At 48.2% G+C, this 20,256-nt stretch carries 18 protein-coding genes; 8 read left to right on the top strand and 10 right to left on the bottom strand.

The window, feature by feature from the left end; all coding sequences use genetic code 11:
- The first annotated feature begins 28 nt into the window (after positions 1–28).
- From purN to C2747_RS08795, 3 genes are read left to right on the top strand one after another with little or no spacing between them, the layout of a single operon-like run.
- A complete protein-coding gene (purN, locus tag C2747_RS08805) occupies positions 29–658 on the top strand; it encodes a phosphoribosylglycinamide formyltransferase (protein ID WP_215331342.1) in 630 nt (209 codons plus the stop codon).
- Complete coding sequence (locus C2747_RS08800) at positions 655–2,244, top strand: RsmB/NOP family class I SAM-dependent RNA methyltransferase (RefSeq protein ID WP_215331340.1); 1,590 nt, start codon at positions 655–657, stop codon at positions 2,242–2,244. Before purN ends, C2747_RS08800 begins: the two co-directional genes overlap by 4 nt.
- Positions 2,245–2,272: 28 nt before the next feature.
- The gene (locus C2747_RS08795; RefSeq protein ID WP_215331338.1) at positions 2,273–3,466 is read left to right on the top strand and encodes a DesA family fatty acid desaturase; all 1,194 of its coding nucleotides are present in this window, start codon (positions 2,273–2,275) and stop codon (positions 3,464–3,466) included.
- A 78-nt stretch (positions 3,467–3,544) separates the two neighbouring features.
- Here C2747_RS08795 and rpmG read toward each other — a convergent pair whose 3' ends face one another.
- The 3 genes from rpmG to radC all read right to left on the bottom strand — a co-directional run bounded on the left by rpmG (position 3,545) and on the right by radC (position 4,797).
- Positions 3,545–3,712 carry a 50S ribosomal protein L33 gene (gene rpmG, locus C2747_RS08790; RefSeq protein ID WP_015421876.1) on the bottom strand — a complete coding sequence of 56 codons (168 nt, stop codon included), beginning with the start codon at positions 3,710–3,712 and terminating at the stop codon, positions 3,545–3,547.
- An 11-nt stretch (positions 3,713–3,723) separates the two neighbouring features.
- Positions 3,724–3,957, bottom strand: coding sequence for a 50S ribosomal protein L28 (gene rpmB, locus C2747_RS08785; protein WP_011903570.1), 234 nt, complete (start codon positions 3,955–3,957; stop codon positions 3,724–3,726).
- Between the two features lie 144 nt (positions 3,958–4,101).
- Positions 4,102–4,797 (bottom strand): RadC family protein, encoded by a 696-nt coding sequence (gene radC, locus C2747_RS08780; RefSeq protein WP_349814577.1) that lies wholly within the window; start codon positions 4,795–4,797, stop codon positions 4,102–4,104.
- A 30-nt stretch (positions 4,798–4,827) separates the two neighbouring features.
- Here radC and C2747_RS08775 point away from each other — a divergent pair, with 30 nt between their 5' ends.
- Positions 4,828–5,274, top strand: a complete 447-nt coding sequence (locus C2747_RS08775; RefSeq protein WP_215331336.1) for an FKBP-type peptidyl-prolyl cis-trans isomerase — start codon at positions 4,828–4,830, stop codon at positions 5,272–5,274.
- 3 nt (positions 5,275–5,277) lie between these two features.
- Positions 5,278–6,243: a 4-hydroxy-3-methylbut-2-enyl diphosphate reductase gene (ispH, locus tag C2747_RS08770; protein ID WP_215331334.1), complete on the top strand. Its 966-nt coding sequence runs from the start codon at positions 5,278–5,280 to the stop codon at positions 6,241–6,243.
- 84 nt (positions 6,244–6,327) lie between these two features.
- Here the strand turns inward: ispH and C2747_RS08765 are convergent, their stop codons facing one another.
- Complete coding sequence (locus C2747_RS08765) at positions 6,328–7,521, bottom strand: acetylornithine transaminase (protein WP_215331332.1); 1,194 nt, start codon at positions 7,519–7,521, stop codon at positions 6,328–6,330.
- A 51-nt stretch (positions 7,522–7,572) separates the two neighbouring features.
- Positions 7,573–8,613 (bottom strand): CDP-6-deoxy-delta-3,4-glucoseen reductase, encoded by a 1,041-nt coding sequence (locus C2747_RS08760; RefSeq protein ID WP_215331330.1) that lies wholly within the window; start codon positions 8,611–8,613, stop codon positions 7,573–7,575.
- Between the two features lie 36 nt (positions 8,614–8,649).
- On the opposite strand from C2747_RS08760, the gene C2747_RS08755 reads away from it, so the two are divergent.
- Positions 8,650–9,537: an SDR family oxidoreductase gene (locus C2747_RS08755; RefSeq protein WP_215331328.1), complete on the top strand. Its 888-nt coding sequence runs from the start codon at positions 8,650–8,652 to the stop codon at positions 9,535–9,537.
- Here the strand turns inward: C2747_RS08755 and C2747_RS08750 are convergent.
- The 3 genes from C2747_RS08750 to C2747_RS08740 form a co-directional block, all read right to left on the bottom strand.
- Positions 9,518–11,290 carry a glutamine--tRNA ligase/YqeY domain fusion protein gene (locus tag C2747_RS08750; RefSeq protein ID WP_215331326.1) on the bottom strand — a complete coding sequence of 591 codons (1,773 nt, stop codon included), beginning with the start codon at positions 11,288–11,290 and terminating at the stop codon, positions 9,518–9,520. The genes C2747_RS08755 and C2747_RS08750 overlap by 20 nt on opposite strands.
- Before the next feature lie 84 nt (positions 11,291–11,374).
- Positions 11,375–12,877 (bottom strand): tripartite tricarboxylate transporter permease, encoded by a 1,503-nt coding sequence (locus C2747_RS08745; RefSeq protein WP_215331324.1) that lies wholly within the window; start codon positions 12,875–12,877, stop codon positions 11,375–11,377.
- 18 nt (positions 12,878–12,895) lie between these two features.
- Positions 12,896–13,354, bottom strand: a complete 459-nt coding sequence (locus C2747_RS08740) for a tripartite tricarboxylate transporter TctB family protein (protein ID WP_215331322.1) — start codon at positions 13,352–13,354, stop codon at positions 12,896–12,898.
- 123 nt (positions 13,355–13,477) lie between these two features.
- Here C2747_RS08740 and alaS point away from each other — a divergent pair, with 123 nt between their 5' ends.
- Both alaS and C2747_RS08730 read left to right on the top strand, forming a co-directional pair.
- Complete coding sequence (gene alaS, locus C2747_RS08735; protein ID WP_215331320.1) at positions 13,478–16,102, top strand: alanine--tRNA ligase; 2,625 nt, start codon at positions 13,478–13,480, stop codon at positions 16,100–16,102.
- A gap of 8 nt (positions 16,103–16,110) precedes the next feature.
- Positions 16,111–16,338: a sulfurtransferase TusA family protein gene (locus tag C2747_RS08730; RefSeq protein WP_215333146.1), complete on the top strand. Its 228-nt coding sequence runs from the start codon at positions 16,111–16,113 to the stop codon at positions 16,336–16,338.
- Between the two features lie 89 nt (positions 16,339–16,427).
- Here C2747_RS08730 and galU read toward each other — a convergent pair whose 3' ends face one another.
- Together galU and C2747_RS08720 are read right to left on the bottom strand one after the other, a co-directional pair.
- Positions 16,428–17,312: a UTP--glucose-1-phosphate uridylyltransferase GalU gene (galU, locus tag C2747_RS08725; RefSeq protein WP_215331319.1), complete on the bottom strand. Its 885-nt coding sequence runs from the start codon at positions 17,310–17,312 to the stop codon at positions 16,428–16,430.
- Positions 17,313–17,339: 27 nt separating this feature from the next.
- Positions 17,340–20,240, bottom strand: a complete 2,901-nt coding sequence (locus tag C2747_RS08720; RefSeq protein WP_215331317.1) for a valine--tRNA ligase — start codon at positions 20,238–20,240, stop codon at positions 17,340–17,342.
- Positions 20,241–20,256 lie beyond the last annotated feature (16 nt).

Below are 20,256 nucleotides of genomic sequence, written 5' to 3'. Positions count from 1 at the left end.
CGGGGTAACCATCAATTATATTGTGGGCATGCCATCTATCGTCACCTTAATCTCTGGCCGCGGATCTAATTTCGAGGCTATCGTCAAAACAGCTCAAAAAGAGCAGTGGTCAGTTACTTTTGCCGGCGTCATTGCTAACCACCCAGCTGCCAAGGGGCTTGATTTTGCTCGCTCTCAGGGCATTCCGGCCTTTGCCATTGAACATCGTGAGCATGACACGCGTGAGTCCTTTGATGCTGCTCTGATAGCGAAAATCGATGAATTAGGGGCTGATTTAGTGGTTCTAGCGGGTTTTATGAGAATTCTGACCCCGGGCTTTATCCGCCATTTTGAGGGTCGCCTGATCAATATTCACCCCGCCTTGCTACCAGCCTTCCCAGGATTGCATACCCATGAACGCGCTTTAGAGGCTGGAGTAGCCGAACATGGCGCCAGCGTGCATTTTGTTACTGAGGGTGTGGATGAGGGCCCCATCATCTGCCAAGCCTCAGTTCCAGTGCTTCCCGGTGATGATGCAGACAGCTTGGCAGCGCGAGTTTTGGCTGCTGAGCATCAGATTTACCCGCGGGCCGTAAAATGGTTCCTAGATGGACGATTGCGAATAGAAGGTAATCAAGTTCAGGTTAAACCACCGGAGTCGCAATTAATAAAATTATGAGTAAAGAACGTTCATCCCGCGCAGCTAGTGCTGGCAGTAAATCTGGATCTAGATCTGGGTCACGCTTAGGCCCACAAAAAAGTTATGCCGCTAAATCTAAAGATCCATTGCGTCGCCCTGAGCGTCGCAATGCGAGCGGCAACATCATTGCACCAGAAGGTCAAAAAAACTTTTCTAATGCGAAGGCCTTGCCTCAGCACGCAATTCATTTGGAGCGCCTGCTTCCAGAGTTGCTTAATTTCGAGCAACCAGCTGACCGTGTAGTGAGTCGCTATTTCCGCTCTGAGCCTCAGCTGGGTAATCGTGATCGCGCCTTGATTGCTGAGAGTGCCTTTGCCATTCTGCGCCGCAAGAATGAGTTCTCACAATTTGCTTCAAGTGGTGAGGGTTCACAAGCTAGACGCTTAGCCCTACTGGGTTTGCTGTCTGCTTTGTCTGAAGGTGGTCTAGGCTCTGCCAATCGCGCGGAGAGCGCCATTGCCGACTTAGCCCATGTGCTGAAAACAGGTGAGTACGAATGGTTGCAGCGTTTTGCAACAGTCGATCCATCAGCACTCAATCCCTTAGTTCAGAATAATTTGCCTGAATGGCTTTGGGATGCGTTTGGAAAATATCCCGGTGAAGAGTCGCGTGAAGCATTAGCTAAGTCACTCATGCATCCAGCCCTTTTGGATTTGCGTGCCAACACCATGAAGACCACTCGTGAGCAATTGCTTGCTGAGATGAATGCTCTTGGTGGTCGCTATCAAGCCATTCCAACTCCGTACGCGCCGGATGGTGTTCGCATCATGGGTAAGCCCGCTTTGCAAAATACCGTGAGCTTTAAAACAGGGATGTTTGAAGTTCAAGATGAAGGTAGTCAGTTATTGGCTTACTTACTTGCCCCTAAGCGTGGCGAGATGGTGGTGGATTTTTGTGCTGGAGCCGGTGGCAAGACTTTGGCAATTGGGGCAATCATGCGCTCCACAGGCCGTTTGTATGCCCTAGACACATCTGAGCGTCGCTTAGCTAATTTAAAGCCTAGACAAGCCCGTAGCGGCCTTTCTAATGTGCATCCCGTCTGGATTGATAGCGAGAATGACTCCAAGATCAAGCGTTTGGCTGGGAAGATTGATCGCGTCCTCGTGGATGCTCCTTGTAGTGGCATGGGTACATTACGACGCAACCCCGATCTCAAATGGCGCCAGACCCCAGAAGGTGTTTTGGAGCTCAATCAAAAGCAGATGAATATTCTGGCCTCTGCCAGCCGCTTACTTAAGCCAGGTGGCCGCTTGGTTTACGCAACTTGCAGTCTGTTGCCACAAGAAAACCAGCAAATTGCAGAGGATTTCTTGGCAAAGCACCCTAATTTTGAGGTTGTGCCTGCAGCTGAAGTTCTTAAGCCATTGTTTCCAAAGGATAAAATTCCTTTGGGCTGTAGCCCTGACAATCCTTGGTGGCAGTTATGGCCCCATATTCATGGGACTGATGGTTTCTTTGGGGCTGTTTTTCAGAGAAAAGCAGCTGTTTCTGCGCTAACTGTCGATAAAGATGATGAAAAGTCGGTAAAAGTCAAAAGCAAGAAAGTAGATAAAGAACTAAAATAGGGTTTTAGACCTTCTTGGGAACCCCCTTTTGAACACAGCTTCTAGTTTTGATTTATTCCTGAATTGGCTTTCCAATGGTTATTTAAATTTGGCTTGGTGGCAAATCCTTGTTTTTACCCTGGTTGCCACCCACATCACCATTGCTGCGGTGACTATTTTCTTGCATCGCTGCCAAGCGCATCGCGCTCTGGAATTGCACCCCATCATGTCCCATTTTTTCCGGTTTTGGCTATGGCTAACCACTGGCATGGTGACCAAAGAGTGGGCAGCGATTCATCGTAAGCATCACGCCAAATGTGAGACTGTGGATGATCCACATAGCCCACAAGTTTTGGGTATCAACACCGTGCTTTCTCGTGGTGCTGAGTTATATAAAAATGAATCACGCAATCAAGAGACCTTAGATAAGTTTGGTCACGGTACCCCAGATGATTGGCTTGAGCGCAACATCTATGCAAAGTATTCATGGCAAGGCGTAGCTTTGATGTTGATCATCGACGTACTCTTGTTCGGCGCAATTGGCTTGACTGTGTGGGCAGTGCAGATGTTGTGGATTCCCATTACTGCCGCTGGAGTTATTAATGGCATTGGCCACTTCTGGGGTTACCGTAACTACGATTGCGAAGATGCTTCAAGAAATATTATGCCTTGGGGTATTTTGATTGGTGGCGAAGAGTTGCATAACAATCACCACACCTTCGCTACAAGCGCAAAGCTCTCTAGTAAGTGGTATGAGTTTGATATTGGTTGGATGTACATTCAGATCATGAGTGCTGTTGGTTTGGCGAAAGTAAAAAAGACTTCTCCTAAGCCGGTGCTGAGCGACTTACGTCCTGCAGATCAAAACACGCTCGAAGCCATTATTGCCAACCGTTATGAAATCATGGCCCGCTATAGTAAGACCTTGAGCACCTTCTTTAATAATGAAGTTCAGCACATGCAGGTATTGGCGTCTCACTTAAAAGATGCCCGTACCTGGCTGGGTAAAGATGAATCCCGTTTAATAGTAGAAGAAAAAATCAAACTTGAAGAGCTGATGGCAACTAATGCGCAGCTACGTAAGATGATTGAGATGCGTCGTGACCTGCATGCCATTTGGGGCCGATCTAACGCTACTGGCGATCAACTGCTGAATCAGTTGCATGTGTGGTGTCAGCGCGCTGAAGAGAGTGGTTTATCGAGCCTGCGCGACTTCTCTTTGAGGTTGCGTCGCTACGCTTAAGAGGAAAATTTAGACAATAAAAAACCCGCTGTAGTAGCGGGTTTTTTATTTGCTGCAAATAAATATCGAATCAATAGATTACTTGAGCTTGGTTTCTTTGTAAGCAACGTGCTTGCGAATGGTTGGATCGAATTTCATGATCTCCATTTTCTCAGGCTTTGTACGCTTGTTTTTTGATGTTGTATAGAAGTGACCAGTACCAGCTGATGACTCTAATTTGATTTTTTCTCTGCCGCCTTTAGCCATTTGTGCGCTCCTTAAATTTCGCCACGTGCACGTAGATCGGACAACACAGCATCAATGCCGTTTTTGTCGATAACGCGCAAACCAGCATTGGTTAAGCGCAAGCTAATCCAGCGGTTTTCAGATTCAACCCAGAAACGACGATTTTGCAAATTCGGCAAAAAGCGACGCTTCGTTTTATTGTTTGCATGGGATACATTGTTGCCAACCATCGGCTTCTTCCCAGTGACTTGGCAAACTTTTGCCATGACATAACTCCATTAATTGCGAAAAAAGAAGATTGTATCAGTCTCCGAGTACTTTGATCTAGCCCTAATTGGCTTTAGTTTTGAGGGTGAGGAAAAATAGTTGTCAATATTGGTCAAAAAATACCATTAAGTTAGTAGTCACTTCTATTTATGGTCATTTTTCATATGACCCTCATCAGAAAATGAGAAAAAACCACCATGACTTACGATGCAGTGATCAAGTAGGGGGATATCTACCAGCTGCAAGGCTTTAGCTAGTGTTTTGGTCAATTCTTGGTCAGCAATGCTGGGTTGTGGATTTCCGCTGGGGTGGTTATGTGCCACGATGAGAGCACTAGCGTTCCTAGCAAGAGCTTCCTTAAGGATTTCTCGTGGGTACACAGCGGTGTGGCTTAGGGAGCCTCTAAAGAGCTCCTGACACTCAATCAGCCGTAGGCGGGAGTCCAGGTATAGGCACAGAAAGACTTCGTGTGGCAAGCGTCCAAATCTGGCCTGCAAGAACTCACGGACATAGCCTGGTGAGGTCAGGACAGACTCTTGGGAGAGGGTTTCCTCAAGGCTGCGCTTGACCAGCTCGTAGGCCGCCTGGATTTGTGACCACTTAGAGATGCCCATGCCATGGATTTGGGTTAATTCTTCAGGGGTACAGGACATGAGGCGCGGCAAATTACTGAAATGGTGGAGCAGGTCCTTGGCTAGAGCCACGGCAGTTTTGCCTTTGACGCCAACGCGCAGAAAGATCGCGAGTAACTCGGCATCGCTGAGGGCTGCAGCGCCAAGGGCGCGTAGTTTTTCGCGGGGCTGCTCCATTTTTGGCCAATCCGTAATCGGCAAGTGCACGCTGGGGTCGGGCCTAGATACAATTACCTTATGACTAAGCTTACGGTTTTGCCCAACTCCTTTCTGACCCTCAACTATCGGCTGACTTTGCCCAGTGGGGATGACTACATCAATACGTTTATCGATCGCCCTGCGACGGTGTTGATGGGTTCTGGACAATTTGCGCCTTGCTTTGAAAAGGTATTAATCGGATTGGGTGTGGGTGATCAGAGAAGTGCCTTATTGCCACCAGAAGAAAGTTTTGGTGAGCGTAAAGAAGAATTAATTCAGTGGGTTTCTTTGAAAGCGCTTAAAGAAGGTCGCGATGATGATGCGCAATTTAATCCTGGTGACGTCATTGAATTTAATGCACCCGGTGGCGCTCAATACGCTGGTGTATTGCAATCGATTAACGAAGAGGGCGCTTGGTTTGATTTCAATCACCCGCTTGCTGGAAGGCCTGTTACCTTCGAAGCTCAAATTGTTGCGATTCTGTAGCCTATGAATAAGCAAACTATTACACAAGCCAGCGGTGATAGCACCTCCGAAATTTTGATGGCGCAGCCTCGTGGCTTTTGTGCGGGTGTTGATCGTGCAATCAATATTGTGAATGAAGCGCTGATACGCTTTGGCGCCCCAATTTATGTACGTCATGAGATTGTTCATAACGCTTATGTCGTGAACGAGCTGCGTGAAAAGGGCGCCGTGTTTGTGGAAGAGTTGCATGAAGTTCCCAAAGGCGGCATTGTGGTGTTTAGTGCCCACGGTGTTTCTCAAGAAGTTCGTCAAGATGCTGAGGCGCGCGGCTTGCAGGTGTATGACGCTACATGCCCCCTGGTTACAAAGGTGCATGTTGAAGTTATTAAGATGTGCAAGGATGGTTTCACAGTGTTGATGATTGGCCATGCAGGACACCCGGAAGTCGAAGGTACGATGGGGCAGGTTAAGGAAGGTGTTCATCTGATTGAGAAATTGGCAGACATTGCTAAGCTACCTTTTGCTGAGAATGAAAAAATTGCTTTTGTTACACAAACGACACTCTCTGTGGATGAGACCAAAGAAATTGTCGATGCCTTAATTCAAAAATTCCCGAATATCGTGAAGCCCCGCAAGCAAGATATTTGTTATGCGACTCAAAATCGCCAAGATGCTGTGAAATTTATGGCTCCTCAAGTTGAGGTAGTTATTGTGGTCGGAAGTAAGGCAAGCTCGAACTCGAATCGCTTGCGTGAATTAGCTGAAAAACTGGGGGTACCAGCCTACATGGTCGATGCACCAGAGCAGCTTCAGGCTGAATGGTTTGTTGGTAAGAGGCGCGTAGGCCTCACTGCAGGCGCATCGGCCCCTGAAAGCCTAGCCCTCTCGATTGTGGCCAAGATTCAAGAATTTGGGCCCCGCAGCATTCGTAATCTGGAAGGCGTGGTGGAGGATGTCACATTCTCACTGCCAAAGAATTTAGTTGGCTAGCAAGTAACGCCAGTGTTGGGGTGCTACTGCAATAAAAGATAAAGGGGCTTAGAGCCCCTTTATTACATTCAGTCTGAGTATTGTTTAGCCCACTTGCTTGAGCAACTCTCTCAAAATATTGCACATCTGACGGATTTCATCATCGGTAACATTGAGTGCTGGCATAAAGCGAAGCAGATTAGGTCTTGGTGAATTAATTAATAAACCCTCTGGACCTCTGTCGCGAGCCATCGTAACTAGCTGAGCGCCAATATCACTACTTAACATCAGGGCGCGCAACAACCCTTCACCGCGCTCGCCATCCAGATTAAATTCTGCAGAGATAGCAAGGAGTTCTTTGCTAAGCAGGTCACCTTTGGCGCGCACAGACTCTAGGAAACCTGGCGCTAATAATTGTTCAATCACACTGATACCTACTGCGACCATTAGCGGATTACCGTTATAGGTGCCACCCTGATCGCCGGGTACAAAACAAGCAACCGCATCAGTTGCCATCAGTGCAGCTAATGGCACGCCACCACCAATGCCTTTGCCCAAGGTCATGATGTCTGGCTCGATGCCGTAGTGCTGATAAGCAAAGAGAGTGCCGGTGCGACCACAGCCGGCTTGCACTTCATCTACGATCAACAGAATATTATTTTCTTTGGTGAATTTACGCAGGCTTTGCATAAATTCTTTAGTGGTGGGGATAACGCCCCCTTCACCTTGTACCGGCTCTAGCATGACCGCAACTGTTTTATCCGTTACCAGTTTTTTGACGGAATCCAAATCATTCAAATCGGCCTTTGGAAACCCGGGAACTTGTGGGGCAAACATCGTGTCCCAGCCTGGTTTACCGGATGCGCTCATCGTCGCTAATGTACGACCATGAAAACTGTGGTCAAAAGTAATGATTTCAAAAGCACCTGATTTGTTCAGCTGCCCCCATTTACGTGCCAACTTAATGGCGCCTTCATTAGCTTCAGCTCCGCTATTGGCGAAAAATACTTTGTTAAAGCAGCTGTTTTCGGTCAGAAGATTCGATAGGCGAATCATGGGCTCGTTATAAAACGCTGGACTCGGATTAATGAGTTTTTTTGCTTGAATATTGAGTGCTTCAATCATGCCGGGGTTGCTATGACCGAGACAGTTCACGGCCCAGCCTTGCAAGAAATCCAAATAACGCTTGCCGTGATTATCAGTCAGCCATGAGCCTTTACCTTCAACCATAGTTAACTCTGGTCGCGGGGTAATAAACATCACTGAGTGGGCATCTACGGATTGGGCTGGCTTATTCATATCGTATGCAAAGTGAAATCAAATGAGGATTCTATTATCACGCTTCGCAGGCTAGTTTGTCGCGAGGTCAGCTGCGCTAGTAAAAGAATCTGCAAAGAACTCTTCCTCAGGCAAATGACAGTGCGATGAAAAGTCCTGGCGGGCGGCATTGATCATCACAGGGGCGCCGCAGGCATAGACCTGGTAGAGGCTCATATTGAGGTGGTCGGCCATCACGGCTTGGTGCACAAAGCCTGTGCGTCCAGTCCATTGGTCCTCCGGCAAGGCGTCTGAAATCACTGGGATATAGTTGAAGTCAGGAATATCTTTTGCCCATGACTGGCAGAGTTCATTGAGGTAGAGGTCGTTTGCACGCCGTCCACCCCAATATAAATGAATCGGGCGCCTAATCTTTTTGAGTTGCATTTGCTCAATAATGGACTTTATCGGTGCAAAGCCAGTACCCGCCGCAACAAAAATAATAGGTTTTTTGGAATCTTCTCTTAAGAAGAAGCTGCCTAATGGCCCTTCAAAGCGGAGGATATCTTTTTCTTTTAAAGCGGGGTCTTTTGCACCAAAGACGAGATCGGTAAAGAGTCCGCCCGGCAAGTGGCGAATATGCAATTCGAGGGGGCCGTCTTGATCTGGTGCATTCGCAATGGAGTAGGCGCGGCGCTGACCATCTTTGAGTAGGAACTCTAAGTACTGCCCGGCCAGAAATTGAAAGCGCTCGGCAGCTGGTAATTGCAATTGAAGAATGGCTACATCTTCACTCGGTTTTACGATGGTATTGACGCGACAAGGTACTTTCCGAATAGCGATATCACCAGCGCCCTGAACTTCACGAGCTTCAATGAGCAGGTCTGATTTAGGATGGGCGCAGCAAAATAAGGTGCCGCCGGCGGCCTCATCAGTCGGGCTTAGGGCGGCAGCACTATGCTGACCATGCTCTACCTGGCCTTCCAGGATCTTGCCTTTACAGGATCCACAGGCACCATTTTTACAGCCATAGGGCAGGGTGATGCCCTGCTGTAAGGCTGCTTCCAGGAGGGTCTCATCCTTCTGGACAGTAAATTGTTTGCCGCTCGCCTTGAGCGTGACTTGATAAGACACTCTCATTCCTTTCAATAAATCGTTACGATGTGATCTATGCAATCTTTTGGTAAATCTCGAATCCTGATCGTTGGCTGTGGTGACATTGGTCTACGTGTTGCCAAGCAGCTCGCGCGAAGTCATCGCGTATATGCCTTAACTTCCCAGAAAACCCGTTTTCAGGAGTTGAGAGCGGTTGGCGCGATTCCGATTTTGGGGGATCTGGATAAGCCTGATAGCTTGTGGCGTTTAAGTGGATTAGCGCAAACCGTGATCCACTTGGCACCACCCCAAAATACAGGTCATCGTGATTGCCGAACTCGCAACCTCCTCCGAATTTTAGCCCAAGGCTCTGATACTGTTGGGCGCCTGATTTATGTGAGTACCACGGGTGTTTATGGTGATCACGCAGGTGCTAAGGTAAGTGAAGTGACACCAGTTAAACCCCAAAGCGAGCGAGCTAAGCGACGGGTAGATGCAGAAAACTGCCTACGTCTTTGGGCTCCAGCCCACGGAGTCGCTCTGACTATTCTGCGAGTGCCAGGCATTTATGCTGCTGACCGATTGCCGGTTGAGCGCATTCAGGCGGGAACGCCCGCCTTAATTGCGGCAGAGGATGCCTACTCGAACCATATTCAGAGTGATGACTTGGCAAGATTGGTTTGTGCTGCTGTTTATCATGGCAAGCCACAGCGTGTCATTAACGCCTGTGACGGGGGTGAAACTAAGATGGGTGATTACTTTGATGAAGTAGCTGATGCGTTTGGTTTGGAGCGACCACCCAGATTACCAGCTGAGCAGTTGGAGAAAATCGTATCCCCCATGCTCTGGTCGTTTATGCGGGAGTCACGGCGTGTAACGAATGCGCGGCTCTCGGAATTAAAGACCCCGCTACGCTATCCCAGCGTCGCAGAGTTTCTAAAAACTATTTCCAAGAATCCTTGAGTCCGACCGTACGATTAAATACCGGTTGACCTGGTTTTGAGTCGCTTTGATCTGCAACAAAGTAGCCATGGCGCTCAAACTGAAAGCGATCTTCTGCTTTAGCGTCTTTCATGCAAGGCTCTAAGTACGCAGTAATCGTTTCCTTCGAGTGAGGGTTGATTGCCTCAAGGAAATTTTTATCTCCACTATCGGGATGTGGATCATTAAACAGGTGGTCATAGAGGCGAACTTGTGCAGGCACAGCTTCTGCCGCGCTGACCCAATGAATATTGCCCTTGACCTTGTAGTTATTTGAGCCGGGCGTGCCGCTCTTGCTATCTGCGAAGTGCGTTGCATTCACCTGAATCACCTTGCCATTGGCATCCACTTCAAATCCAGTGCACTCAATCACAAAGCCATGACGCAAACGCACACGTCCACCAGCTTGATCGCCAATCGGTGGGTAGAGTCTAAAGAATCCCTTGACCGGCTCTTGCATAAAGTCATCTTCTTCAATCCACAATTCTTTTGTGAAATGAAACTCGCGATTACCCCACTCGGGATGCTGCGGATGACGAGGTGCTGAGCAAGGCTCGCTCGCAGATGGATCGAAGTTTTCAATAACCAGCTTGAGTGGCTTCAGAACCGCTGTAGCCCGTGGAGCCTTGGCCTCAAGATCATCCCGTAAGGCTTGATCTAGCGTGCTCATATCAATCCAGCTATCTGCTTTAGAAACGCCAATGCGTTCACAGAACAAACGAATGCTCTCTGGTGTGTAACCCCTACGACGAATACCTACAATCGTTGGCATCCGTGGATCATCCCAGCCATCCACATGCTTTTCTTCAACCAACTGTAGTAGCTTGCGCTTGCTAGTGATGGTGTAAGTGAGGTTGAGGCGAGCGAATTCATATTGATGTGGAACGGGATTTTTGAAGATCCCTAGCTCTGCTAATGAGGCAACAATCCAATCGTAGAGCGGACGATTATTTTCAAACTCCAAAGTGCAAATAGAGTGCGAAACATTTTCCAGTGCATCAGAAATGCAGTGTGTGAAATCATATAAAGGATAGATGCACCATTTGCTACCAGTGCGGTGGTGATCTATATGGCGAATGCGATAGACCACAGGATCACGCATCACAATATTCGGATGCGCCATGTCGATCTTCAGGCGCAGTACATGTTCACCATCTTTAAATTTGCCATCACGCATCTCGCGGAACAAGGCCAGATTCTCATCGGGAGTGCGATCGCGGTAAGGACTATTTTTTCCAGTTTGACCAAAGTTGCCACGATTGGTATGAATGTCATCTGCGCTCTGACTATCAACATAGGCTTTGCTGTTCTGAATCAGAATTTCGGCAAACTCATAGAGTCGATCAAAGTAATCGCTCGCGTGATACAAGTGCGTTCCCCAATCAAAGCCGAGCCATTTCACCGCATCTAAAATACTATCGGCATACTCAATATCTTCTTTGACTGGATTGGTGTCATCTAGGCGCATATTGCAACGCGCACCACCTGCTTGATTGTTGTAATCAGCGGCTAAGCCAAAGTTCAAGCAAATACTTTTGGCGTGGCCAATATGAAGATAGCCATTGGGTTCTGGTGGAAACCGGGTAATGATGGATGGGATAGCCTGACCATCTCGATTGCTACGGTTCTGGTAGGCGCCACTTGCCAGGTCATGATCGATGATCTGGCGCAAAAAGTTGGAGGGCTCAGCAAGAGTGCCGGCAGGCGTTTTAGATGGTTTGCTATCTTGGGACATGCGCCCATTGTAGAGAAAAGCCCTGCCTATAAAGAAAAAAGCCCGCAAACTGCTGCGGGCTCGTTTCTGGGAAGCATTCGAGAATTACTCTTCTACGAAAGCCTCTTCACGGGTTTTCTTAACCGCTGGCAAGGCCACGATCACAACCAAGAGGGCTGCTGCGATGAGCAAGCCTAAAGAGAGTGGGCGGGTTAAGAAGGTCGTGAAGTCACCGCGTGACAACAAGAGGGCGCGACGGAAGTTCTCTTCCATCATCGGCCCAAGCACGAAGCCTAAGAGCAATGGGGGTGGCTCGCAACCCAACTTGAAGAAGAGGTAGCCAATTAAACCAAAGGCTGCGGTCACATAAACGTCAAATACGGTGTTGTTGACGGTATATACGCCGATACAGCAGAACACCAAAATAGCTGGGTACATAAAGCGATACGGAATCTTCAAGAGCTTGACCCAGATGCCAATGAGTGGCAAGTTCAAGAGAATCAACATCACGTTTCCAATCCACATGGATGCGATCAGACCCCAGAACAAGGCTGGGTTGCTGGTCATCACTTGTGGACCCGGCTGAATATTGTGAATCGTCATCGCACCAACCATCAAGGCCATAACGGCATTCGGTGGGATACCTAAGGTCAGCAATGGGATGAAAGAGGTTTGAGCGGCAGCATTGTTTGCTGCTTCAGGACCGGCTACACCCTCAATAGCACCCTTACCAAACTCATGACTGTACTTAGAGGATTTCTTTTCAACAGAGTAGGCGCCAAAGGCTGCTAAGGCAGCACCGCCGCCTGGCAGAATTCCTAAGATGGATCCAATGGTTGTGCCGCGCAAAATGGATGGAATCATGCGCTTCACATCTTGTTTGGTTGGGATCATGGTGGTCATCTTGTTCAAGAAGCCTTCATCCTCACCCTTTTTCTCCAGGTTGCCCATGATTTCTGCAAAGCCGAAAACACCCATCGCTACGGCTACGAAACCAATGCCGTCACTCAATTCAGGGATATCAAAAGCATAGCGTGACACGCCAGAGTTCACGTCAGTACCGATCAAGCCCATTAAGAGGCCAAGAATGATCATACCGATCGCCTTGATCAAAGAGCCTGAGGCTAGTACGACCGCACCAATTAGTCCAAGAACCATTAAGGAGAAGTACTCAGCGGGGCCGAACTTAAATGCTAACTGGGAGAGTGGTGCGGCAAATGCAGCCAAAACCAGTGTTGCTACGCAGCCAGCAAAGAATGAACCCATACCAGCAGTAAACAGGGCTACACCCGCTCGACCATTTCTGGCCATTTGATAGCCGTCAATCGCCGTCACCACCGAGGACGTTTCTCCTGGAATGTTGAGCAAAATCGCAGTAGTAGAGCCGCCGTACTGTGAACCGTAATAAATACCGGCCAACATAATCAAAGCGGCAATTGGAGGCAATGCATAGGTGGCTGGCAAGAGCATCGCAATTGTCGCGATTGGACCTAGGCCTGGCAAAACACCAATTAAAGTACCTAAAACACAGCCAATCAGGCAGTAGAGTAGGTTTTGTAAGGTAAACGCTGTGTCGAAACCGAGCGCTAAATTAGCAAATAAATCCATTTTTAGAGTCCCGGTTTGTTATTGAAGAAAGAAAGGTAGCAATGGGAACTGAAGCTTCAGCCCCAATACAAACACCGAGTAGGTGAATGCAACTAAAAAGGAGGCATTAATTAAAGTGCCCTTCCAGTGGAATTCATGGCTTGCGCTGGCTGACATGAATACCAGCACAAAGACTGCTACAACAAAGCCCATGGTTGGCAAGAGGATGCCGTAGAGGACAACAGAGCCAGTAATCAGGCCTATGATGCGCCAATTAAATTTAGGAATGCTTTCAATGGCAGCTTTCGCCCCTAGTGACTTTACGAGGACTAGTAAGCCAAGTAGCGTCATTAGTATGCCCAGGAAGAAGGGGAAATAACCGGGCCCCATCTTGGCTGCTGTACCCATGGGATATTTACTAGCCACTATGGTGAAGAATAGGCCGATAACCATGTACATGATTCCGGCACCAAAATCCCGTTGATTGCGAATTTTCAAGTTGAGCTCCTTATATCGACTTAAAGGCCGATCTATTTATTAATGTTACGGGATTGTAAGGCAGGATTGAGGTGCTTTACCAAGGGTTTGCCCCCGACTAGTGCCAATGCGATAATTATTCGCATGAAAGTCTCTCAAATTCGCCAGGCGTACCTGGACTACTTCGCCCAAAAAGGCCATCAAATTGTCCCATCCAGCCCAGTAGTGCCTGGAGACGACCCAACCCTGTTGTTTACCAATGCGGGGATGAATCAGTTTAAGGACGTATTTTTGGGCTTTGATAAGCGTCCCTATAACCGAGCTACTAGCGCCCAGAAATGTATTCGTGCTGGCGGCAAGCACAATGACCTAGATAACGTTGGCTATACAGCCCGCCACCACACCTTCTTTGAAATGCTGGGGAACTTCTCTTTTGGCGATTACTTCAAGAAGGATGCGATTCAGTTTGCTTGGGGTTTGCTGACTGAGGTCTTTAAATTGCCAGAAGAAAAGCTGCTCGTCACTGTTTATGCGGAAGACGATGAGGCTTATGAGATTTGGAACAAACAAATCGGTGTTCCAGCGGAGCGCATTATTCGCATCGGCGATAACAAAGGTGCTCGTTACGCTTCAGATAACTTCTGGATGATGGGCGATACAGGTCCCTGCGGCCCCTGTACTGAAATCTTCTATGACCACGGCCTGCACATTGCTGGCGGCCCTCCTGGTAGCCCTGATGAAGATGGCGATCGCTATATTGAGATCTGGAATAACGTATTCATGCAGTTCAATCGCGATGAAGCGGGCAATATGAATCCATTGCCCAAGCCGAGCGTCGATACCGGTATGGGTCTTGAGCGTATTGCGGCAGTGTTGCAGCATGTGCACTCGAACTATGAGATTGACCTCTTTGTTAATTTGCTCAAAGCTGCCAAAGAGGCTGTTGATGCGGCTGGTGGTGAGAATTGCGATCCAAGCAGCCCATCTCTCAAAGTCATTGCTGATCACATTCGTGCCTGTAGTTTTATTGTGGTGGATGGTGTGATTCCAGGTAATGCTGGTCGTGGTTATGTTTTGCGTCGTATTACGCGCCGTGCGATTCGTCATGGCTATAAATTGGGCGCACGCAAACCTTTCTTTTATCAACTCGTTCCGGCCCTCGTAAAAGAGATGGGTCAGGCTTATCCAGAGTTGCAGGCAGCAAAAGATAAGGTGAGCGAAGTGATTAAGCAGGAGGAAGAGCGTTTCTTCCAGACAATCGCTAACGGTATGGAGATTTTGGAGACTGCGCTTGCTGGTGGTACCAAGACGCTGGATGGTGAAACTGCCTTCCGCTTACACGATACTTTTGGATTCCCATTGGATTTGACTGCTGACGTATGTCGTGAGCGTGATGTCACTGTCGACGCAGAAGGTTTCGACTTGGCAATGCAAAAGCAGCGCGATCAAGCAAGAGCGGCTGGTAAGTTCAAAGTAGCTCAAGGCTTGGAGTACTCTGGCAAGCCAACCCAGTTCCATGGTTACGATACCTTGAAGCATGAAGGTGCCAAAGTCACCGCGCTCTATGTTGATGGTTCTGCAGTGCAGTCTATCAAGGCTGGTGATGCTGCAGTGATCGTGTTAGATAACACGCCTTTCTATGCCGAGTCTGGTGGACAAGTTGGCGATAAGGGCGAGTTACGTAATGAAGCGGTGCGTTTTGCGGTTGAAGATACCTTCAAGATTCAGGCGGATGTTTTTGGGCATCAGGGCGAAGTGCAAGAGGGCGAGCTCAAGGTGGGCGATGCAATCAACGCCTTAGTAGATGTAGAGCAAAGAACAGAAACAATGCGAAACCACAGTGCTACGCACATTTTGCATAAAGCATTGCGCGAAGTCTTAGGCAACCACGTACAGCAAAAAGGTTCCTTGGTTGATGCTAGTAAAACCCGTTTTGACTTTACTCACAACGCACCCATTACGGCTCAAGAAATGCGTCGGGTTGAAGATATTGTGAATGCCGAGATTTTGGCAAATACAGCCACCTCCGGAAAAGTGATGTCTTTAGACGATGCTCAGAAAACTGGTGCCACGATGCTCTTCGGCGAAAAGTATGCAGACGAAGTGCGCGTACTAGAAATCGGTAGCTCTAAAGAGTTGTGTGGCGGAACTCACGTCGGACGTACTGGTGATATCGGTAGCTTGAAGATTGTTTCTGAGGGTGGCGTAGCAGCTGGCATCCGCCGTGTTGAGGCGGTGACCGGCAAAAATGCCTTAATCTTCTTGCAAGGTCTAGAAGATAAGATTAATGAAGCGGCTGCAGTACTCAAAACTCACCCTGGTGATTTAGTGAGTCGCGTTACTCAACTTCAAGATAGTTTGCGTCAGGCTGAGCGTGAGTTGGATAAGGTCAATTCCAAACTCGCTGCTAGCCAAGGTGATGAGTTGGCAACGCAAGCAGTTGATGTTAATGGCATCAAAGTATTGGCAGCTCGCTTAGATGGTGCTGATGCTCAAGTCTTGCGCGAGACTATGGATGCCTTAAAGGCAAAGCTGAAAACAGCCGCCATTGTGTTGGCTTCAGTGCAGGGTGACAAAGTGAGCCTCATTGCTGGTGTGACAGCGGATTCGGTTGCCAAGGTAAAAGCAGGTGACTTAGTGAACTTCGTTGCCCATCAAGTTGGTGGTAAGGGCGGCGGTAAGCCGGAGATGGCGATGGCCGGCGGTACTGATCCAAGTAAATTGGGCGCGGCATTGGCTGGCGTAAAAGATTGGGTGGCATCTAAATGAGCGATGTGATCGAATTTAATCTTGAGGTCGATGCGATTGGCATAAACTGCCCGCTCCCAATCTTACGCACCAAGAAAGCCCTGGCTACTATGCAGTCTGGCGAAGTGCTGAAAGTGAAGGCCACGGATGCTGGCGCTGCTCATGACTTTCCTGCATTTGCTAAGCAGACTGGTAATGAACTGCTGTCCAGTACTACAGAGGGTGATGTATTGGTTTTCTTTCTTAAGAGAAGATAAGACGCGCTGAAACCATTAGCACCAAAGAAAAAGGCAGAAAGTAATTTCTGCCTTTTTGCTTTTCTCGCCCTGGAGATTCATGCTGAAGCCTAGCTTAAGGAGCGGCTCTTTAAGTAAGCCGCAAACTCAGTGTTGACTTCTGGATGCCGCAAAGCAAATTCCACTGAAGCCTTAAGGTAGCCAAGCTTGCTACCGCAGTCATAACGTACGCCATCGTATTCATAAGCAAATACAGGCTCTTCTTTTAGTAAAGAGGCAATCGCATCGGTGAGTTGAATTTCACCGCCAGCACCGGGCTTGAGATTACGAATGTGATTAAAGATATCTGAAGACAGAACATAGCGACCCACTACCGCTAAGTTGGATGGCGCATCCTTGGGCTGTGGTTTTTCCACAATGCCATTCAAGCGATAAATACCTTTGGATACTTCTGCTCCAGAAATAATGCCGTAAGAGCTACTTTTAGAGGGATCAATTTTTTCCACCGCTAAGACGGAACCATTTTGCTCATCAAATACTTTGAGCATTTGCTTGAGTACTGGCGGCTGGCCATCGAGTAAGTCATCCGCTAGGATGATGGCAAAAGGCTCATCACGTACGAGCTTTTCTGCGCATAGGACTGCATGACCTAAGCCCAACGCCTCGGGTTGGCGAACATAGACACAATCCACATGGCTGGGCTTAACGCTACGAACAATCTCTAGTAAAGCAGTTTTATTCTTGGCTTCGAGTTCGGCCTCTAATTCATAAGCTTTATCAAAGTGATCCTCAATTGCACGCTTACTTCGACCAGTTACAAAAATCATTTCGGTAATGCCAGCAGCAATCGCTTCTTCCACCGCATACTGAATGAGCGGTTTATCCACCACATTGAGCATCTCTTTCGGGCTAGCCTTGGTGGCTGGCAAGAAACGTGTGCCCAAACCTGCAACGGGGAAGACAGCTTTGGTAACGGCTTTAGTGCTTAATGGCATGGTGATTCCGATCGTTTTATCGCTGCTTTATTTCAGTCGTTCTAATTGTGCAACAAGCTTCTCATGGTTTTGCTCAAAGCCAGCAAGACGTTGCTTTTCTTGGGCTACCACCTCTTCTGGGGCGCGAGCTACGAAACTTTCGTTACCAAGTTTGCTGCGTGCTTTGGTGATCTCATTAGCTAAGCGCTCGATTTCTTTGCTTAGACGAATTCTCTCAGCTGCTACGTCCACTTCAATTTTGAGTAATAACTTCAGATTGCCAACTAGGGCCATTGGTGCGCCAGGGGCATCCTTTTCTAAAGCAGACTCATCATCGTAGATTTTGACTTCGGATAGCTTGGCCAATGCAGTCAGGTACGGACTTGCCTTTTTCAAGAAATCCTGCGGTCCACTAATCCAGAGGGGTACCTTGAGTGCAGGAGAAACTTGCATCTCGCCACGTAGATTACGGCAAGCATCCACAATCGATTTAATCTGGGCTACCCAAGCTTCGCTTTGTTCATCAATCTTATCGAGTTGAGCAACTGGGTATGGCTGCAGCGCAATGGTTTGCTTATCTTGTTTGGCTAGCTCTTTACCAACCTTTGGTCCAACGGTTTGCCAGAGGGTTTCGGTAATAAATGGGATCAGTGGATGAGCCATGCGCAAGATGGTTTCTAAAACACGCAAGAGAGTGCGGCGAGTGGCGCGTTGCTGTGCAGGCGTTCCAGTCTGAAGCTGTACCTTAGCTAACTCTAAGTACCAATCGCAGTACTCGTCCCAAACAAATTGATAGATGCTGGTAGCAATGTTGTCAAAGCGATAGTTTTGGAAACCTTTAGCAACATCAGCTTCGGTTCTTTGCAATATGGAAACAATCCAACGATCTGCCGGAGAGAAATCAAGCTGTCCTTCTGGGCCGCATTGGCTGTCACACGGCGCAAAGCCATTGTCTTCATCATTGCCAGGGCAATTCATGAGCACAAAGCGAGTAGCGTTCCAGAGTTTGTTGCAGAAGTTGCGATAACCCTCGCAGCGTTTCTGATCAAAATTAATATTTCGACCTAGTGATGCGAGTGAGGCGAAGGTAAAGCGCAGGGCATCTGTACCAAATGCAGGAATGCCTTCTGGAAATTCTTTCTTAGTTTTCTTACCAATACTTTCTGCTTGCTTTGGATTCATTAAACCAGTAGTGCGCTTAGCAACCAAATCTTCAATTTTGATGCCGTCAATTAAATCGATTGGATCCAAGGTATTACCTTTGGACTTACTCATTTTCTGACCTTCAGCATCACGAACTAAGCCGTGCACATACACGGTATGGAAAGGCACCTTGCCAGTAAAGTGGCAAGTCATCATGACCATTCTGGCTACCCAGAAGAAGATGATGTCAAAGCCGGTTACCAATACTGAGGATGGTAAGAAGTGATTGAGTGCAGGCGTCTCTTCTGGCCAGCCTAATGAGCTAAATGGCACCAGTGCGGAGCTAAACCAAGTGTCCAAGACATCGGGGTCACGATTCAGTTGACCCTTGTAACCGGCAGCAGCAGCCTTAGCTTTGGCCTCCTCTTCGGAGCGAGCCACAAAAATCTGTCCGTCATCGCCATACCAAGCGGGGATTTGATGGCCCCACCAGAGTTGTCGAGAGATGCACCAGTCCTGAATATTTTCCAACCACTGAGAGTAGGTGCTAATCCAGTTTTCTGGAACCAGCTTAATGTCGCCATTTTTTACTGCATCTAGTGCAGCGCCAGCGATGGATGAGCCTGGTTGATATTTATTGTCAGGGCTTGGCTTGGATACCGCAACAAACCATTGGTCAGTGAGCATCGGTTCAATGATGGTTTGGGTGCGATCACCACGTGGCACCATTAATTTATGTGGCTGTACTTTTTCTAATAGGCCAGCTGAATCTAAGTCGGCAACGATTTGTTTGCGAGCAGCAAAGCGCTCCAGGCCTTGATAAACCGCAGGCGCATTCTCATTAATCTTGGCATCGAGGGTCAGGATATTAATGAGTGGCAATTGATGACGTTGTCCCACGGCATAGTCGTTGAAGTCGTGCGCAGGCGTCACTTTTACCACACCAGTACCAAAGGCTAAATCCACATAGTCATCGGCAATGATCGGAATCTCGCGATTGCACAGCGGTAGCTGTACTGATTTGCCAATGAGGTGTTTGTAGCGCTCGTCTTCTGGGTTGACCATGACGGCCACGTCACCCAATAAAGTCTCTGGGCGCGTGGTAGCAACAGTCAGGTATCCAGAGCCATCTGCCAATGGGTAGCGGATGTGCCACATGGAGCCATCTTCCTCCTCACTCACTACCTCTAGATCTGAAACAGCGGTACCTAGCACTGGATCCCAGTTCACCAAACGCTTACCGCGATAAATTAATCCCTGCTCATGCAAGCGAACGAATACCTCAACTACTGCTTTGGACATCTTGCTGTCCATCGTGAAATATTCTTTACCCCAATCAATCGAGGCACCTAAGCGACGAATCTGCCGGGTAATCGTGTTGCCAGACGTTTCTTTCCACTCCCATACTTTTTCTAAGAATTTCTCGCGACCTAAATCGTGACGAGAAATCTTCTGTGCATCGAGTTGGCGCTCAACGACGATTTGTGTAGCGATGCCAGCATGGTCTGTACCCGGAACCCACAAGGTATTTTTGCCAGACATGCGGGCATGACGCACCAAGCCATCCATGATGGTTTGATTAAAAGCGTGACCCATGTGCAGTGTGCCGGTCACATTGGGTGGCGGCAGCTGAATCGAGAAATCTTCCTTGCCCTCATCTAGGGTGGCGTCGGCAATGCCTCGGCGTTCCCACTCCGGACCCCAATAAGCTTCAATTGGGGCAGGTTCGTAGGATTTAGCCAGTTCGTCTACAGAACTAGCTAATGGGGAGTCAGGAGAATTAGGGGTATTCGAAGCATTTGGCATAAGAGGCAAATTATAA

This window comes from Polynucleobacter corsicus, assembly GCF_018688255.1.
In the GTDB taxonomy this organism is placed as follows: Bacteria; Pseudomonadota; Gammaproteobacteria; order Burkholderiales; family Burkholderiaceae; genus Polynucleobacter; species Polynucleobacter corsicus.
The sequence above is the reverse complement of the archived record's forward strand: the minus strand, read 5'-3'. Positions and strand labels throughout refer to the sequence as shown.

What these genes read in the sequence shown, in the direction of transcription:
- purN (WP_215331342.1), top strand. Translation starts at nt 29, where the DNA reads ATGCCATCTATCGTCACCTTAATCTCTGGCCGCGGATCTAATTTCGAG.
- C2747_RS08800 (WP_215331340.1), top strand. Translation starts at nt 655, where the DNA reads ATGAGTAAAGAACGTTCATCCCGCGCAGCTAGTGCTGGCAGTAAATCT.
- rpmG (WP_015421876.1), bottom strand. Translation starts at nt 3,712, where the DNA reads ATGGCTAAAGGCGGCAGAGAAAAAATCAAATTAGAGTCATCAGCTGGT.
- rpmB (WP_011903570.1), bottom strand. Translation starts at nt 3,957, where the DNA reads ATGGCAAAAGTTTGCCAAGTCACTGGGAAGAAGCCGATGGTTGGCAAC.
- C2747_RS08775 (WP_215331336.1), top strand. Translation starts at nt 4,828, where the DNA reads ATGACTAAGCTTACGGTTTTGCCCAACTCCTTTCTGACCCTCAACTAT.
- ispH (WP_215331334.1), top strand. Translation starts at nt 5,278, where the DNA reads ATGAATAAGCAAACTATTACACAAGCCAGCGGTGATAGCACCTCCGAA.
- C2747_RS08765 (WP_215331332.1), bottom strand. Translation starts at nt 7,521, where the DNA reads ATGAATAAGCCAGCCCAATCCGTAGATGCCCACTCAGTGATGTTTATT.
- C2747_RS08755 (WP_215331328.1), top strand. Translation starts at nt 8,650, where the DNA reads ATGCAATCTTTTGGTAAATCTCGAATCCTGATCGTTGGCTGTGGTGAC.
- C2747_RS08750 (WP_215331326.1), bottom strand. Translation starts at nt 11,290, where the DNA reads ATGTCCCAAGATAGCAAACCATCTAAAACGCCTGCCGGCACTCTTGCT.
- C2747_RS08745 (WP_215331324.1), bottom strand. Translation starts at nt 12,877, where the DNA reads ATGGATTTATTTGCTAATTTAGCGCTCGGTTTCGACACAGCGTTTACC.
- alaS (WP_215331320.1), top strand. Translation starts at nt 13,478, where the DNA reads ATGAAAGTCTCTCAAATTCGCCAGGCGTACCTGGACTACTTCGCCCAA.
- galU (WP_215331319.1), bottom strand. Translation starts at nt 17,312, where the DNA reads ATGCCATTAAGCACTAAAGCCGTTACCAAAGCTGTCTTCCCCGTTGCA.
- C2747_RS08720 (WP_215331317.1), bottom strand. Translation starts at nt 20,240, where the DNA reads ATGCCAAATGCTTCGAATACCCCTAATTCTCCTGACTCCCCATTAGCT.